Source organism: Paenibacillus phoenicis (assembly GCF_034718895.1).
Taxonomy (GTDB): Bacteria; Bacillota; Bacilli; order Paenibacillales; family Paenibacillaceae; genus Fontibacillus; species Fontibacillus phoenicis.
Genome location: NZ_JAYERP010000001.1, coordinates 2,234,393 through 2,251,190, shown reverse-complemented (window position 1 = coordinate 2,251,190; position 16,798 = coordinate 2,234,393). Strand labels below are relative to the sequence as shown.

At 56.9% G+C, this 16,798-nt stretch carries 12 protein-coding genes; 11 read left to right on the top strand and 1 reads right to left on the bottom strand.

Translation table 11 applies throughout. The annotated features are described in order from the left end of the window. Positions 1-28 precede the first annotated feature (28 nt). From U9M73_RS10575 to U9M73_RS10565, 3 genes are read left to right on the top strand one after another with little or no spacing between them, the layout of a single operon-like run. Positions 29-1,930: a hypothetical protein gene (locus U9M73_RS10575; RefSeq protein WP_323077235.1), complete on the top strand. Its 1,902-nt coding sequence runs from the start codon at positions 29-31 to the stop codon at positions 1,928-1,930. A gap of 41 nt (positions 1,931-1,971) precedes the next feature. Beyond that, a complete protein-coding gene (locus U9M73_RS10570; RefSeq protein WP_323077233.1) occupies positions 1,972-4,212 on the top strand; it encodes a glycoside hydrolase family 88/105 protein in 2,241 nt (746 codons plus the stop codon). Between the two features lie 3 nt (positions 4,213-4,215). After that, positions 4,216-5,913, top strand: coding sequence for a hypothetical protein (locus U9M73_RS10565; protein WP_323077232.1), 1,698 nt, complete (start codon positions 4,216-4,218; stop codon positions 5,911-5,913). Between the two features lie 40 nt (positions 5,914-5,953). Here U9M73_RS10565 and U9M73_RS10560 read toward each other — a convergent pair whose 3' ends face one another. Then, positions 5,954-6,796, bottom strand: coding sequence for an AraC family transcriptional regulator (locus U9M73_RS10560; protein WP_260070988.1), 843 nt, complete (start codon positions 6,794-6,796; stop codon positions 5,954-5,956). A 212-nt stretch (positions 6,797-7,008) separates the two neighbouring features. Between U9M73_RS10560 and U9M73_RS10555 the strand changes: the two genes are divergently transcribed. The 8 genes from U9M73_RS10555 (at position 7,009) to U9M73_RS10520 (ending at position 16,684) form a co-directional block, all read left to right on the top strand. Then, positions 7,009-8,799, top strand: a complete 1,791-nt coding sequence (locus U9M73_RS10555) for an L-fucose isomerase (protein ID WP_260070989.1) — start codon at positions 7,009-7,011, stop codon at positions 8,797-8,799. A gap of 53 nt (positions 8,800-8,852) precedes the next feature. Further along, positions 8,853-9,512 (top strand): class II aldolase/adducin family protein, encoded by a 660-nt coding sequence (locus tag U9M73_RS10550; protein ID WP_323077231.1) that lies wholly within the window; start codon positions 8,853-8,855, stop codon positions 9,510-9,512. A gap of 17 nt (positions 9,513-9,529) precedes the next feature. Beyond that, entirely contained in the window at positions 9,530-11,104 is a 1,575-nt protein-coding gene (locus tag U9M73_RS10545; protein ID WP_323077230.1) for a rhamnulokinase, read from the top strand. Then, positions 11,098-11,529 carry an L-fucose mutarotase gene (gene fucU, locus U9M73_RS10540; RefSeq protein ID WP_009224239.1) on the top strand — a complete coding sequence of 144 codons (432 nt, stop codon included), beginning with the start codon at positions 11,098-11,100 and terminating at the stop codon, positions 11,527-11,529. Before U9M73_RS10545 ends, fucU begins: the two co-directional genes overlap by 7 nt. Positions 11,530-11,653: 124 nt before the next feature. Next, positions 11,654-12,388: an SDR family NAD(P)-dependent oxidoreductase gene (locus U9M73_RS10535; protein WP_323077227.1), complete on the top strand. Its 735-nt coding sequence runs from the start codon at positions 11,654-11,656 to the stop codon at positions 12,386-12,388. 56 nt (positions 12,389-12,444) lie between these two features. Then, entirely contained in the window at positions 12,445-13,422 is a 978-nt protein-coding gene (locus U9M73_RS10530) for an aldo/keto reductase (RefSeq protein ID WP_323077225.1), read from the top strand. Positions 13,423-13,444: 22 nt separating this feature from the next. Further along, positions 13,445-14,098, top strand: coding sequence for a ThuA domain-containing protein (locus U9M73_RS10525; RefSeq protein WP_009224236.1), 654 nt, complete (start codon positions 13,445-13,447; stop codon positions 14,096-14,098). 504 nt (positions 14,099-14,602) lie between these two features. Beyond that, positions 14,603-16,684 (top strand): bifunctional aldolase/short-chain dehydrogenase, encoded by a 2,082-nt coding sequence (locus U9M73_RS10520; RefSeq protein ID WP_323077224.1) that lies wholly within the window; start codon positions 14,603-14,605, stop codon positions 16,682-16,684. Positions 16,685-16,798: the final 114 nt, after the last annotated feature.

Below are 16,798 nucleotides of genomic sequence, written 5' to 3'. Positions count from 1 at the left end.
CTGTGGCAGCGCGGAAGGGGGAGGTGGGTTGGAAATCGAAATCTACGACAAGCTGGTGTCCATGAACGACGAGTTTGCGCAAGCGGCGGTGGAGCAGCAGGTTCTTGATCCGGCCAGCCGATTTTATGGCGGGGTGATCGACCCGGCAAACGGGATCGCCTGGCCGAGCCACGGCGGAACGCCAAAGGATATGGCCATCTGGGCATGCGCTCTGGTGAACGAGGATTCTCGGTTTTATCACGAGGAGACGCTGCTAAAGCGTTTGGAGCTGGCGGCGCAGTTTATGCTGCGGTCGCAGCATGCCGACGGCTCGATTTCGCCGCCCTGGACCAATCTGCATTCGCCGCCCGACACCGCTTTTGTGGTGAGCGGACTTGCGCAGGTCTATGAGCTGCTATGTACTCATGCGGCCGAATATGCCCCGGTTCGTAAAGCGGCAGAGGATATTCGCCTCTTCCTGGAGCGGACGATTCCGGTGCTCCTGACGGGCGGATGCCATACGCCAAATCATCGGTGGGTATTGTGCTCGGCGTTAGGGTTCATGTACAAGCTGACCGGACGGTCGGAGCTGAAGGAGCGGGCGGAAGCGTGGCTCGCGGAAGGAATCGACTGCACGCAGGACGGCGAGTGGACCGAGCGCAGCAACGGGATCTATAACGCGGTCAGCGACATCGTCTTGATTTTTGCCGCCGAGCAATTGGAGCTTCCCGAGCTGCTCGAACCGGTCCGCCGCAACCTGCGGATGATGGCGTACTTGATCCACCCGGATGGAGAGGTGGTCACGGATTATTCCGGACGCCAGGATTTTGGCAGTCCGTTTGATTTAAGCGGGTATTTCCTCGCCGCCAAATGGCTCGCGTACCGCGACAAAGACCCGCTCTTCGAGGCCATCGCCGAGTTGGCCGGCCGTTCGCTAAGGCAGCCGGGCGGCTTGCCGAACCATGCGCTTCTGGGATTGCTTCGTTATCCTGAGCTCCGTCAGCCGGCGGTCCCGCCTGTCCCTTTGCCGGAAGACTATCGGGTCGTTCTCAACCGCAGTTTTCCGCGTGAACACTATTTAAGCGGTATGGAGGCGGCCGGGCATCACGGGCGTATTTATCACAGCAAGCTGCATCCCGATTTCGGCGCGCCGATCGCTCGGCATCGTCACGGGAAGACGAGTGCAACCGTGATGGCGGAAGCGAATTCCTTCTTTGCCTTGCGACACGGCAACGTGCGGCTGCTGGCGGTGCAGCTTGCATCTGCGTTTGCGCCAGGGTACGTGAAACTGGAGCAGATGGAGGAACTGGAGCTAGAGCAGGGAAAAAGCCAGGAGCAGTCGCAGAAGCAAGGGGAGGGACTGTTGAAGAAGCAGGCGGCTGAGGAGATACAGGAGCAGAGGAACGTGCAGGGACAAGGTAAGGCGCAGGAGAATGAGCAAGAGCGAGGGCTAGGGGCAAAGTCAGGCTACCGTTTAACTGCAACGGAACGAAAGGGATACTATGCCCCTGTTGCGAAGGAGCTCTTGCCCGAAACGGCTAGAGGGCCGGTGAGTCCCTGGTATTTGCTGCCCCATCATCGGCGGGAAGTTACCCATGAGCAGCAGCATCGGGTCGAAGTCGAGGTCTTGGAGACCGCGGAGGGATGGAGCCTTCGCGTTCAATGCGCTCGCGAGGAGCCGATTTTGACGCAGCTTACGTTCCTCTTTGGCCAGGAAAGCGAGATGACGGGCGGCGAGGCGGTGGAACAAGCGGAAAACGGCATGTTGTTCTGGAAGCAAGGCAAGGTCCGCTTATCATCCGGTGAGGATTGGATTGAGCTAAATGGCGGCGTGATGGAGCATAAGGCCGCGGGGCTTAATAACACCGGAGTTCCCGTCAATTGCCGGGCACTCGTCGTCAACCTGTTGACGCCTTATGACCGGACGTTTGAACTCAAGCTGTCACACTAAACAAAGACATGGCTATGGATAGAAGGGAAGGAGACATCAACTTGGGCGAATATATCGAGGATCGGGAGAGTTCCTATTATTGGTTCGGTGACGAAGACGAACGGATTTTGGAAGTGATCGCCGCAAGGTATATCGGGGCGAATCCGCCGATCCCGTTTGCGCTGCGCACTTTCTCCAAAACGGGAATTTTGCAGACGGCAGAAGGCTTGTATGACATGGACTTTCCCGCCAAGCTTCCGCATGCGGAGGATGGTGATTACGTCTATGCGTACGGGCTGGTCTGGAGTGACGGGGAGCGGGCGATCGACGGTGTCTTGGAGCCGTTGGGGCCGGTGCGGCTGTTCGTAAACGAGAAGTTGGAATACCATTCTACGGTTGTTGACGAACTCGACCCCAAGGCGCGAATTAAGGTGCCGCTCGTATTCACCTCGGGCTGGAACACACTGCTGATCGAGGCGCGAAAAACTCCCTCCGGCTTCGGCTGCCGGTTCGGGGCCGATGAAGCGAAGGTACGGATTCTGCAGGTCTTAGCCCCGTTTGCCGACCGGCAGGGGAGTGCTGGCTGGGTGTATTCCGAGCCGGTGAAGACGGCTTGCTTCGGTGGAAGCGACCAAGGCCAGGCTTATCCGGATTGGCAAGGATCTGAAGCGGCGACTGGGTTGGAATGGTTTCCGGCAGTAAAATGGCCGGAACAATCACAAGGACTGCCGAATCTGGAACGAATCTGTGGCAATCCGGCTCAGCCTGCAGCGGCTTATGCCTGGAGCTCGGTCCGTATCCCGGTCTCCGCCGATCGCATCGAGCTGAGCGGAACCGTTCGGGGAACGACGCACATCTGGGTGGATGATAGTCTTGCCACCACGGTTACGGGCGGCGGACCGTTCCATGTTCAAACCGAGGTTCAGCCGGGAGTTCGGCAGATCGTGGTGCGAACGGAAAACGCAAAAGAAGGCTGGGGCTTCGAGCTGGCAGCGGAAGCCGGTGGGAAGCCGCTGGCTTTCACTGAACCGGTGAAGGTTCATGGAAATCCTGGCACGTGGTTGTACCTGGGCCCCCTTCCGGCGGAAAGGATGCTAAAGCCGCAAGAGATCCGTACGCTCAAGAAACCGTTTGACGGCTTAGGCGGCTGTATTTACTGGGCGGTGGATGCTCCGGAGACGCGCGTCCGGCCTTTTTACGAGAATGCGATGTTAAGCAATAAGTGGACGACCGAAGGGGCAACTAATTTCGGACGCTGGGATTATCCGCTGGGCGTGACGATGTACGGTTTGCTTCGCACGGCGAAGGAATTGAACCGCCCGGACATCCGGCAGTATGCACTCTCCCATATTTCCAGTTGCACAGAAATGTATGAATACTCGTTATGGGACCGGGAGGAGTACGGTTTTCCGGGGATCAACCATCAGCTCGTGTTGCTGCGGATGCTCGATAATTGCGGATCCTTTGGATCCGCGATGCTGGAGGCTTATCTGGATGGAGCGGAGCAGGCCGAGTTCCGCAAGATTGCGGACACGATCGCCGATTTTATGCTGCATCGGCTGGAGCGGCGGGAGGACGGAGCTTTTTACCGGCGTTGTGAAGGAGAATATTCGGCCGATACGATGTGGGCGGACGATTTGTATATGAGCGCCCCGTTTCTCACCCGTTATTCGATGGTGACGGGTGAGGCTGACGCCATCAATGAAGCGGCGAAGCAGTTTTTACGGTTTAAGCGTTATTTGTATATGAGCGATCAGCAGGTCATGTCCCATGTTTATGATTTTAAATACGGCCAACCAACCCTAATCCCTTGGGGGCGGGGGAATGGCTGGGTACTGTTTTCGTTAAGCGAGCTGCTGGAGCGGCTGCCCGAAACGCATGAGGATCGGGAGGAGCTGCTGACGATGTTCCGTGAATTAAGCCAAGGCATTGCCGCACTTCAATCCGATTCCGGGTTATGGCACCAGGTCCTCAATCGGCCAGATGCGTATTTGGAGGCTTCCTGTACCGCGATGTTCGTTTATGCCTTTTCACGTGGCGTCCGCTTCGGTTGGCTTGATCGTGAGGGGCCTTACATCGAGGCGGCGCTTAAAGGCTGGAGAGGGCTCGCCGCGCAGGTGATTGACCGCCAGGGCAATGTACATGGCGTTTGCAGCGGTTCCCGGTATTCCTTCTCTCCGGATTATTATATGGAGGATCTGCGGACGGTTCGAAACGACAATCACGGCATCGGCATTATGATGCTGGCTGCTGTGGAAGTGTTGCGGTTGAAGGCCCTGAGGTCTAGCAAGGAAGGAAGATGAAAGATGGCGAGCAGCATGCTGGAGCAAATGACACCGGAGCAAGTGTTTTTGGTGAAGCAGGCGATGGAGGAGATGGATCGTCATTATGACGAGGCAAAACACATGCTGCGAAATGCGGAGGACGGGCGGAGCGAGTGGCATTCGACCCGCGGCAGTGCGCACTACGCTGTCGGTTTGTTGATCCGGAACGGTGAAGGAGATGTGGAACGTGCCTGCGCCGTTTTGGATGAGGTGTTGAACCTGCAATTCGATGCGCCGGACGAAATTTTCCACGGCACGTTTAAAACCTCCCCGCAGGCTGCGGACCCTCCCCGGGGCGGTTATCCGTGGAAGCGCTTCGGGCCGGGCTTCGCGTACTACGTTACAAGCATGTTGGAGAAGATCTCTGATCATCTGGCCGAGGAGCTTGGCGCAGAATGCGAGGGGAGAAAAAACGTAAGAAGGAAGGACGTGGAGGAAGCCTTGGCGAGGGCCGCCGATCGGGTCATTCCCCCAGTCTGGAGGAGCTATGACCCGAACTGGCGGGAGTTTATCGCCTGCGCGTTTGCGGTGATTTTGGAGCATTTCGAGCCCCGGCTCCCCCGGGAGCTGGTCCGGCGCATGGATGAAGCGATGATCAAAGCCGTCACCGGCTCCATCGACCGCAGGCTGTCGGATGCGGTGCCGATGAATACGAACATCGAGCTGATGCATCTGTTTATCACCCATTATTACGGGTATCGTTATGGCAATGAAGCGTGGATTCGTCATGCTGACCATGAAGCCGATCGGTTCCTTGAGGAATTCGCCGAATTCAACACTCTCGCGGAGTTTAATTCGACCACCTATTACGGAGTCGACCTCACCGTGCTCGGCTTAATCCGTAAATTTGCTCGAACCGATCGTTTCAAAGCGATAGGACATACGATTGAACAGGCTTTGTGGGAGACGATTGCGTTATTTTATCACCCGGGCTTGGAAAATATGGCTGGCCCCTATGCCCGTGCCTACGAGATGGAGATGACCGCCCACAGCTCGATGGGAGTGTTCTTGTACCTGGCGTTTGGCGAGCGGTTGAAGCATCTGGCCGCGGTCAATTGTGAGACGGGGCATGATCCGATGATCGCGCTGGTTGGCGTGGATGTGCCGGAGCATGTAAAGCCGAAGCTGATTGGTGAGCCGGAGGAGCGGATGGTGAACCGGCAATATCGCGAGCTGTGCGAAAGGGATAAACCTGGCGAGAACCGCTTCGTGTGCACGGCAACCGCATGGCTGGGGCGAAACCTGATGATCGGCGCGTGTTCGGGCAGCCGCAATACGAACGGCCAACTGCATCCGGCGACGATGCACTGGCGGAGCGATGATGGAGGCCGCTACTCGTTACGGTTGATCCGCCGGGAGCCGGAGAGCAGCTGGAACACCCATCTGCGCGGCTATTACGTTGATGCGGAAGCCTCGCCGGGCAAATTGACCGCCTCGGTGACCTTGGAGACCGGCAAGGCGCTTGATGTCTATTTCGAGGTGTGCGGCCCTGCGGTGACCGCAGCGGGCGTGACCTCCTCGGCCTGGTCTTTCCCCGGATTGTCGCTCCATGTGGAAGCTGCGGCTCCGCAGCCGATCGTCCGGGAACGGGACGGCTGCGTGGAAATCATTTATCCCTATCGCCCGGCATCGCAAGAGGCCGTCTCGCATATGGCATTCAAACTGGAGGTCACCCATTGAAACTGGAAAAATAAGCCTTGCAGCCCATCGCTGCAAGGCTTTATTTCATTTCCCGGAAAGTGCTGGGGGATTGGCCGGTCACCTTCTTGAACAGCATGGAGAAATATTTGTCGTTCCCGTAACCCACTCGGGCGGCGACTTCGTGAATCGGCGCATTGGTTTCCCGGAGCAGGCGCTTGGCCTCTTCAATCCGGCGGTTAATGAGGTAGTTGACGGGGGAATCGCCGAGTTCTTTTTTAAAGAGATGAGATAAATAGTGCTGGCTCACGTAGAGGGTATCGGCGATCTCTTTGAGCGTGATGCTGCGGGTGTAGTTCTTATCGATGAACTGCTTGGTGCGGACGGTAATTTCGTTCTTGTCCTTCAGCGGATCAAACGGATGCTTCACGTCCACGATCCGGTACAGAAGCGTGATCAGCGACATGAGCAGGTTATTGCTGAGCGTTTCGTATCCGAGCACTTGGGAGTCGCATTCCTGGAGCATTTCTGACAGGTAGCTCTCCACCTTGTAGGCGTATTTCTCGCACGGGATGACCGGGTCGACGGAGGCAGGCAGCAGCTGTCCCGGTGGTACGCCGTCGATATGCACGTTGCCAACGCCGCAGTAAATGACCTTAAACGGTTCAGTGCTGATTGAACGCTCTTCATGCGGGACGCCCGCATTATAGACAGCGACATCCCCGGGATGCACTTCATAGATTGTGCCGCCGATGCGGAATTCCCCGCGGCCTTCGACGATATAAAGGATCTCGCAATAGTCGTGGATCTGCGGCGGCGCGTAGAAGCGGCGCTCGTCGACGACCTGGCCGGCGTAGAGTAATTCGGGCGTTTTTTTGAAACGAAAACGGTCGCTTTTGCGATAAGGAATTTCGATTTTCGGCACGATGGGTTCCTCCCGAACATTGGATAGCTCCATTATAGCGGATGTGAGGCAGGATGGGAGGATTTTCTAGGAATAGGCAGATGCGGATATGCGGGAAGGTTCACTTTTTTGCGCTGTTGTGCGGGCAAGAGGGCAAAATAGTAGGTTCTCGAACGGGCGGAGTGAACTATAGAATGGGACTATAATTCATTGTCCAAGGAGGCAGATTGGCTATGGTTGAAAACGGTTACAGATGGCGGGACGGTTTCCCGAAGATCGGCATTCGTCCGACGATTGACGGCAGACGAAGAGGGGTACGCGAATCCCTGGAGGAGCAAACGATGAACTTGGCCAAGGCGGTGGCTCGGCTGCTAGAGGCGGAGCTCCGTTATCCGAACGGACAACCGGTAGAATGCGTGATTGCCGATACCTGCATCGGCGGCGTGGCCGAAGCGGCGGCAGCAGCGAAGAAATTCAAGGCGGCGGAGGTCGGGGTGTCCATCACCGTAACGCCGTGCTGGTGCTATGGCACGGAAACGATGGATACCGATCCGCAGATCCCGAAGGCGGTATGGGGCTTTAACGGCACTGGCCGACCGGGAGCGGTGTATTTGGCCGCCGTATTATCCGCCCATGCGCAAAAAGGGCTCCCGGCCTTTGGCATCTACGGCGAGGATGTGCAGGATGAAGGCGATGACCGGATTCCAGCCGACGTGCAAGAGAAGCTGCTGCGTTTTGCCCGCAGCGGACTGGCGGCCGCGATGATGCGTGATCGGGCGTATCTGTCGATGGGCTCGGTGTCGATGGGGATCGCCGGTTCGATGGTGAACGATGCCTTTTTCCAGGAATATCTGGGGATGCGCAACGAGTATATCGACATGACCGAGTTCACACGGCGGATGGAGGAAGGGATTTACGATCCCGAGGAATACCAAGTGGCGCTGGCTTGGGTGAAGCAGAACTGCCAAGAAGGTCCGGACAATAACCCGGCCCATTTGCAAACCTCGCGGGAGCGGAAAGACCTGGAATGGGAGACGGTCGTCAAAATGACGCTGATCACGCGCGACCTGATGATCGGCAACCCGCGCCTCGCAGAATTGGGCTACGAGGAGGAAGCGCAAGGCCATCATGCGATCGCCTCCGGCTTCCAGGGGCAACGCCAGTGGACGGATCATTTCCCGAACGGCGATTTCATGGAGACGATTCTCAACTCGTCGTTTGATTGGAACGGTACGCGTGCGCCATATATTGTGGCAACCGAAAATGACAGTCTCAACGGCGTTGGCATGCTGTTCGGCTATTTGCTGACGAATACGGCGCAAATTTTTGCCGATGTGCGGACGTACTGGAGCCCGGCATCCGTGGAGCGGGTGACCGGCTATAAGCTGGAGGGCCGGGCAGCATTCGGCATCCTGCACCTTATCAACTCCGGTTCGGCGGCGCTTGACGGCACCGGCGAGCAAATAAAAGACGGCGCTCCTGTCATCAAGCCGTTCTGGGAGATCAGCGAGGAAGAGGTCGGGCGCATGCTGCAAGCCACGCAGTTCCGGCCGGCTTCTCTGGAGTATTTCCGGGGCGGCGGTTTCTCCACCGACTACTTGACTCGCGGCGGCATGCCGATGACGATGACCCGGCTCAACCTGGTCAAAGGGCTTGGCCCGGTGCTGCAAATCGCCGAGGGCTATTCGGTGGACCTGCCGGAGCATGTGCATGACACGCTCGACAAGCGGACCGACCCGACGTGGCCGTCAACCTGGTTTGCACCCAATCTGACCGGCAGCGGCGCGTTTACCAGCGTCTACGACGTCATGGACCACTGGGGAGCGAACCACGGCGTCATCAGCTATGGCCATATCGGCGCCGACTTGATTACGCTGGCCTCGATCCTGCGCATTCCGGTCAGCATGCATAACGTGCCGAAGGAGAAGGTGTTCCGCCCAAGGGCTTGGGGCCTGTTCGGGACCGAGGATGCGGAGAGCGCCGACTTCCGGGCATGTGCTGCGTTTGGGCCGTTATACAAATAAACCATTACTCGGCATACAAGATACAAGCATCATAAAAAAAGGAGAACAACGCAATGCAAAACATGGAAACGCGCCAAGAACTGTGCAAATATGCCCGCAAAATCGTAGCGAGCGGGTTGGTTGTAGGGCCGGGCGGCAACATCAGCGCCCGGGCCGGCGACAAGATGTACTTGTCGCCCAGCGGCTTCGCGCTGGAGGAGATCGAGCCTGAGCAGTGGATCGAAGTGGATATCCCAACCGGGGAGGTGACCGATATCGGCCTGCGCCCGTCGTCCGAGGTGCTGATGCATCTTTACGGCTACCGCCAAAAGCCTGACATGGGAGCGATGGTGCATACGCACCCGGCCCATTGCATCGCTTTTACGCTGATTGAGCGAGAGTTGCCGATCATGTTCCCGGACCAGGCCGCATTGGTTGGACGAACGGCATTTATCCCTTATTTGATCCCAACCACGGAATTGCTGGCGAACGCAGTCGCCGAGAAGGTGAATGAGGCGAGCTCGATTTTGCTGGGGAACCATGGGCTGGTGACGACAGGCCGAAATTTGCGGGAGGCCTACTACCGGACCCAGGTTGTGGAGGAGAGCGCGAAAATTTACTTAAGCGCGAAAGCGGCGGGAACGCTTGTCCCGTTAACGGATCAGGAGGTCGCAGATATCGCCGCACTTGAAAGCGAAGACTACCGGATTGCGCTGCTTCAAAAAATGAAGTGATCGGACGGTGAAAACGCATGTCATCGGAACAACAACACGTTCCTTGCGTCCTCGCGTTTGACTTGGGCGCGAGCAGCGGCCGGGCATTCATTGGCGAAATCCGTTCCGAAAGCCCGGATAACTCTACTGGTGCCACTGCTGATGCGCCCGGCGTTCGGAAGTTGCACATCACCGAGATCCACCGTTTCCCGAACGTTCCGGTTCAGATCGGCTGGCACCTGCATTGGGATACGCCGATGCTGCTGCGGGAGATCAAAACCGGCATTCGCAAAGCGTTCCAGGCCGGATATCGGCCGGAGAGCTGTGCCATCGACACCTGGGGCGTCGATTTTGGCCTGTTGGATCGAAACGGCGAGCTGTTAGGCATCCCGTACCACTATCGGGATCGTCAAACCGAAGGGTTGGTCGAAGAGGTATCCGCCCTTGTTGGTGCGGAGCGATTGTTCCGCGAAAGCGGACTGCAGTTTATGCCTTTTAACACGTTATATCAGCTATATGCCATGAAAAAAGCCGGCTCCCCCAAGCTCGACTTGGCCGAAACGCTGCTGTTGACGCCGGATCTGCTGAGCTATTTCCTGACCGGTCGGCGGGTCTGCGAATTTACGATGGCGACCACGACGGGGCTGTTCGACCCAGGGCGGGGCGCGTGGAACTCCGCGTTGATGGAGCAGCTGGGCATTCCAAGCACGATCTTCCCCGATCCGGTTCCCCCAGGGACCGTGATCGGGGAACTGACGGCGGAGGTGTGCGCCGAGCTTGATGTGCCGCCGATCAAAACAATCGCCGTCGCCTCGCACGACACGGAGTCCGCAGCGGCGGCGGTACCGGCAGATTCGCCGGCGTTCGCCTACCTTGTCAGCGGCACCTGGTCGCTGTTGGGGACGCAAATGGCGAAGCCCTTGCTGACGCCGGCGGTGCTGGAGCGGCAATTTTCCAACGAGGGCGGCGTAGACGGCACCTACCATTTGCTCAAAAACATCATGGGCCTATGGATCCTCCAGGAATGTAAACGCAAATGGGAGCAGGCCGGCGAAGCCTATACCTTCGCCGAGTTGGTGAAATTGGCGGAACAGGCCGAGCCGCTGCGCAGCTTGATCGATCCGGATGATCTGCGGTTTATGAATCCGGCCGACATGCCGGAGGAGATCCGGGCGTATTGCCGGGAAACCGGCCAGCCGGTGCCGGATTCGCCGGGGGCCTTCGCCCGCTGCATCCTCGAGAGCCTGGCACTCCGCTACCGCCAGGTGCTGGAGCAGGCCGAGGAGCTGACCGGCTCTCGATTTGCCGGGCTGCATATGGTGGGCGGCGGCATTCAAAACGAACTGCTCTGCCGCTTAACTGCGGAGGCGATCGGCCGTCCGGTATGGGCGGGACCGGTGGAGGCCAGCGCGATCGGCAACCTGCTGGTCCAGCTGCGGACCAGCGGCTGGCTTAAAGACCTGCAAGAAGGCCTGGAATTGGTGAAGGCTTCATTCCCGTTTCAAGTGTATGAGCCGAAGCAAGAGACAGAGCCGGAGAACGAGAAGCGCACAGCCCTCTGGGCTGCCGCTTACGAGCGATTCGAACGACTGGGGAGGTCGATCCCATGTTAAAGGGCATATCCAGCCTGCTTTCGCCGGAACTGCTAAAAATATTAATGGAGATGGGGCATTCGGACGAGATTGTGCTTGCTGACGGCAATTTTCCAGCCGCAAGCCATGCCCAGCGATTGATCCGTTGCGACGGCCACGGAATCCCCGATTTGCTGGAAGCGATCCTGCCGTTGTTCCCGCTCGACAGTTACGTGGACCATCCGGTCGCATTGATGGCGGTGATGCCCGGTGATCCGGTGGAAACACCAATCTGGGAGGAGTACCGAAGGATCGTAAGCCGTCACCATCCAGCGGCTCAGCCGTTTGAAGAGGTCGAGCGGTTCGCTTTTTACGAACGGGCCAAACAGGCGTATGCGATCGTCTCTACCGGGGAGAAGGCGTTATACGCTAACCTAATTCTGAAAAAAGGCGTTGTCACATTGTAAAGCTCATACTCGCAGGGGGCTGCCGAAAGGCATGCCCTCTTTTATCGTTGGATAAAAGCGTTTACAATAAAAGAGATTGCGGCCTTCTCAGGAAGAACGGGCGGGCTTCGAAGGAGAGGAGTGGATGGCAATGAGGTATACGGCATTGGTGACCGGCGCTGATTACGGCATCGGACTGGAATTGGTGCGCAAACTGCTGGAGGAAGGGCACCAAGTCTTTGCCGGGAGATTTAACCACAAGGAACAGGCGTTGCCGGAGCTGGCTTCAGCGTACGGAGAACAGTTGACCCTCGTGGATCTGGACGTGGGCAGCGATGCCAGCGTACAGGCAGCAGCAGCCAAAGTGAAGGAGCATACGGAATCGCTCGACCTGCTGATCAATAATGCGGCGATCTTGGGCGATATTGAAACGACGGTGCTTGGCGAACTGAACTTTGAAGAAATGCTGCAGGTATATAACGTGAACGCGCTCGGAAGCCTGCGTATGACAAATGCATTAATCGGGCTGATCCTGAACAGCAACGGTCGCACGATCGCCAATATCTCCTCGGAAGCAGGCAGCGTTGGCCAGTGCTACAGAGACAGATGGTTCGCTTATACGATGTCGAAGGCGGCGGTGAATATGCACTCGAACGTCGTACACAACGGCATAAAGGCGCAAGGAGGACAAGTGCTGGTGCTGCATCCCGGTTGGGTGCAGACCTTTATGCGCGGCGAGAAGGATGCCGCGGCTCCCCTCACACCGGAGCAATCCGCTGGCAAACTGTGGGGCATCATCCGCGAGGCGATGGAACGGGAGGACAAACCTCTTGAGAAGCCCGTATTCCTCGATGTGGATGGACACGTTTTGCCGTGGTAGGTTTAGAGCCTTTTTTTCGTTCGTGAACTTATTCTATAAAAATGGAGGAATCAGCAATGGAATATACGTATTTGGGTCGTTCCGGATTAAAAGTGAGCAAGCTGTGCCTAGGCACGATGAACTTCGGAGTGAACACCGATGAGAAGGAAGCGTTCCGAATCATGGATGCGGCGCTGGACGCGGGAGTGAACTTCTTCGATACGGCCAACATTTACGGATGGGGCAAGAACGCCGGAAAGACTGAAGAAATCATTGGCCGCTGGTTCGCCCAAGGGGGAGGACGCCGGGAAAAAGTCGTGCTGGCGACAAAAGTCCATGGCGATATGAGCGATCCTTTGGATGGTCCAAATAGTCCGGCAGGGTTGTCTTCCTACAAAATCCGCCGACATCTGGAAGGCTCGCTGCGCCGGCTGCAAACCGACCATATCGAGCTGTACCAAATGCATCACATTGACCGTAACGTATCCTGGGATGAACTGTGGGAAGCGTTCCAAATTGCGATTGTCCAAGGAAAAATCGGTTATGTCGGGTCCAGCAACTTTGCCGGTTGGGACTTGGTGAAGGCGCAATATGAGGCGAAGAATCGCCATATGCTTGGCCTGGTCTCGGAGCAGCATAAATATAATTTGCTCTGCCGATTACCGGAGCTGGAGGTGCTGCCGGCGGCGGAGCATCTCGGGATTGGCGTCGTGGCCTGGAGCCCGCTTGAAGGCGGCTTGCTGGGCGGCAACGCAGCGAAGAAGCTGGAGGGTTCGCGCACGGCCAACGACAACCGCTATGAGAAGTTCCGTTCGCAGCTTGAGGCGTTTTCGGCGCTTTGCCGGGAACTGGGCGAAAGCGAAGCGAACGTGGCGTTGGCTTGGACGCTGGCGCATCCGGCCATGACTGCACCGATCATCGGACCGCGTACATTCGAACAGTTCCAAGATACGCTCCGGGTGGTAGATATCAAGCTGGATGAAGCGGTGATGAAGCGATTGGATGAAATTTTCCCAGGCCCAGGCGGTGCAGCACCTCAAGCTTACGCTTGGTAAAAAAAGGAGGGGGAGACAAGAGATGAGCCATGTGCGGAAACAAGCCTTGGTGATCGGGAATAACGCGGATGCGCCGTATCATCCGCTAAATGCCGTGCAGGAACGGTTACAGCAGATCCTGAAGGAGGATTTCGAGCTGACGGTCAGCCTGGACTACGACCAGTTGGCTGGAGACGCGCTGGAGAACTACGACCTCTGTATCTCGTACACCGACCGCTGGGAGGAGGCGGTTAGCGCAGAGCAGGCGGCGGGACTGCTCACTTACGTAGCGAACGGCGGCGGTCTGCTTGTCGTGCACAACGGAATTTCGCTGCAGGTGCGCCCGGAGCTGGCTCAACTGATCGGCGCTAAATTTACGGAGCATCCGCCTTACACAGAGCTGGAGTTTGGGGTGGCAGCTGACTTTGGGAATGCAAGCCATCCGGTTGTGGAGGGAATCGAGCCGTTTACGCTGGCAGAGGAGCCTTACCGCTTCGAATTTGATCCGTTTTGTGCCAAAAAGGTGCTGCTCACATACCGCCATGAGGGCCAGGAATGGCCGGCGGCTTGGGCGCATTCTTATGGACTTGGCAAAGTGGTGTTCCTGATGCCGGGGCATCATCTGCCTTCGTTCCAGCATCCAGAAGTGGCAAAGCTGCTGCGGGGCGGGGCCAAGTGGGCGGCAAAAGCAAAATAAGTTGAAAGAAGAACTGATCCTATAGCACTTCAGTTGCTTATGGGGATCAGTTCTTTTTTTTGATGGGAGAGGGTGGGGGAGGAGGTACTCGCTGCCGGTCTTTTTAACGATTATCCCGTTTAGACAGGTGAAGAACTCGGGGCTCCGTTCCCCATTCCCCGTTTCCCCCTGCTGGTTGCCCATTGCTCGTTGCCTGTTACCCGCTGCTCGTTGTCCGTTGCCCATACCACGTTCCCCGTCATCTACTGCCGATTCTCCGTTCCTCGCGGCCAACAACGATTCCTTCTCGGAAACTGAGCCTCCCGAGACCCTGAAATCCAGAGCTCCTGAGCGAGAGGGATAATGGTGCAAAAGAGGGGGCTATGGGGGGACAACAGAGGCAGAGAACAAAGTTAATTTTTTGTGAAAGCGCTATACCCAAAACAACCCAAATCGTTTAAAATTAAAACAAACAAAAATAAAGAAAAAACCAAACAAAACAAAATGGAGGTAATCGAAGGGATTATGGTACAGCACTTATGGGACTCATCTAAAGCATCGGTTTTATCCTCGGGTTTGGAGCAGCTCGTCTACCGTTCGAATCTGCTTGGTGCAGATCGCCGGGTATGCAACTGGGGCGGCGGCAACACGTCAAGCAAAACAATCGAAAAGGACTTCCGCGGCAGGGACGTCGAGGTCATGTGGGTGAAGGGCAGCGGCTCGGATCTGGCGACGATGAAAGCGGGCAATTTCACCGGATTGCGCATGGACGATATCCGTCCGCTGTTTGAGCGGGAGGAAATGACAGATGAAGAGATGGTGGCTTATCTGGCGAATTGCATGATCGACGCCAAGCACCCTCGGGCATCGATTGAAACGCTGCTGCATGCATTTTTGCCGTTTAAGCATGTGGACCATACGCATCCGGATGCGATTATCAGCTTGTGCTGCTCCGACAACGGCCAAGACATTGCCCGGGAAATCTATGGCAACCGTTTCGTCTGGGTTCCCTACATCCGTCCAGGGTTCACGTTGTCCAAAATGATCGCCGAAGGTGTGTTGGCCAACCCCCATGCGGAGCTGGTACTGATGGAGAAGCATGGATTGGTGACCTGGGGTGAAACGCAGGAGGAGTGCTACGCCAAAACGATAGCCATTATCAATGAAGCGGAAGCGTATATTGAAGCAAAAAGCGCTGCTCAAGCCGAGGAAGGCCGCGTATTTGGCGGGCAATCTGCCAAGCCGTTGGAAGCTGAACAACGCCGGGCGATTGTTGCCGAGATCATGCCGCTGGTTCGGGGGCTGGCCAGTGGGGAGAAGCCGGTCATCGTGACGTTTGATGATGAGGCGGATGTGCTCGAATTCGTTTGCAGTCGGGATGCAGGCGAGCTATCGCAGGTTGGCGCCGCTTGTCCCGATCACTTGGTGCATACCAAGGTGGTGCCTTTGTTCATCGACTGGAAGCCGGATGCCGCCGATGTCGCCGGTTTGAAGGAGAAGCTGAAGGCAGGCACCGCGGAGTACAAAGCGCAGTACCAGGCTTATTTTGAACGCAACAAGCAGGCGAATGACGTGATGTTCGATGCAGCGCCGCGTGTGATTTTGATTCCTGGCATCGGTATGTTAAACACTGGAAAAAGTTGGGTGAACTCCAAGCTCAGCGGGGCGTTGTATCATCGGGCGATCGCGGTGATGAAAGGCGCGACGGCGATTGGCCGGTTCGTATCCCTCAGCGAAAACGAATCCTACAACGTTGAATATTGGCCGCTCGAGCTGTACAAATTGTCGCTGGCTCCGTTGGAAGCCGAATTTTCGCGCAAGGTTGCGTTTATCACTGGAGGCGCTGGCGGCATCGGAAGTGAAACGGCACGGCGACTGGCGGAAGAAGGGGCTCATGTCGTGCTGGCGGATCTCAATCTGGAAGGGGCGCAGAAGGTTGCGGCCGAAATCAACGCCAAATACGGGGAGAACCGGGCGCTGGCGGTGAAAATGGACGTGACGCAGGAGGAGCAGGTCGCGGCTGCTTATGCCGAAACGGCTTTGACCTATGGCGGCGTCGATATTATCGTCAACAATGCCGGTTTGGCCACGTCCAGTCCGTTCACCGAAACGTCGTTGCTGGAATGGAATTTGAATATGTCGGTGCTTGGAACAGGGTATTTTCTTGTCGCGCGGGAAGCGTTCAAGCTGATGAAGGAGCAGGGGCTTGGCGGAAGCATGGTGTTTATCGGCTCCAAAAACTCTGTTTATGCCGGCAAAAACGTCACAGCCTACAGCTCCGCCAAGGCACTGGAGGCTCATTTAGCCCGTTGTATTGCGGCAGAAGGCGGGGAGTTGGGCATTCGGGTGAATACGATTTTGCCGGATGCGATTTTGCAAGGCTCCGCGATTTGGAATTCCAATTGGCGGAACGAACGGGCTGCCGCTTATGGAATTGAGCCGGATCAACTGGAGGAGTATTACCGCAAGCGCACGACGCTGCTGGTCAATATTTATCCGCGGGATATCGCAGAAGGGGTTGCCTTTTTTGCATCGTCCAAGGCGGCGAAAACAACCGGCTGCATGCTGACGATTGACGGCGGCGTTCCGGCAGCTTTTGTAAGGTAAGGCAGAAATCTTTGCGAGTGAAGATTCGCTTCTGAGTTGGAGATCAAACCATGGGAGGTGCGAGGATGGAGCGGAGGAATCAAGCGGACACGATAACGGCAGCGGCTAAGACGG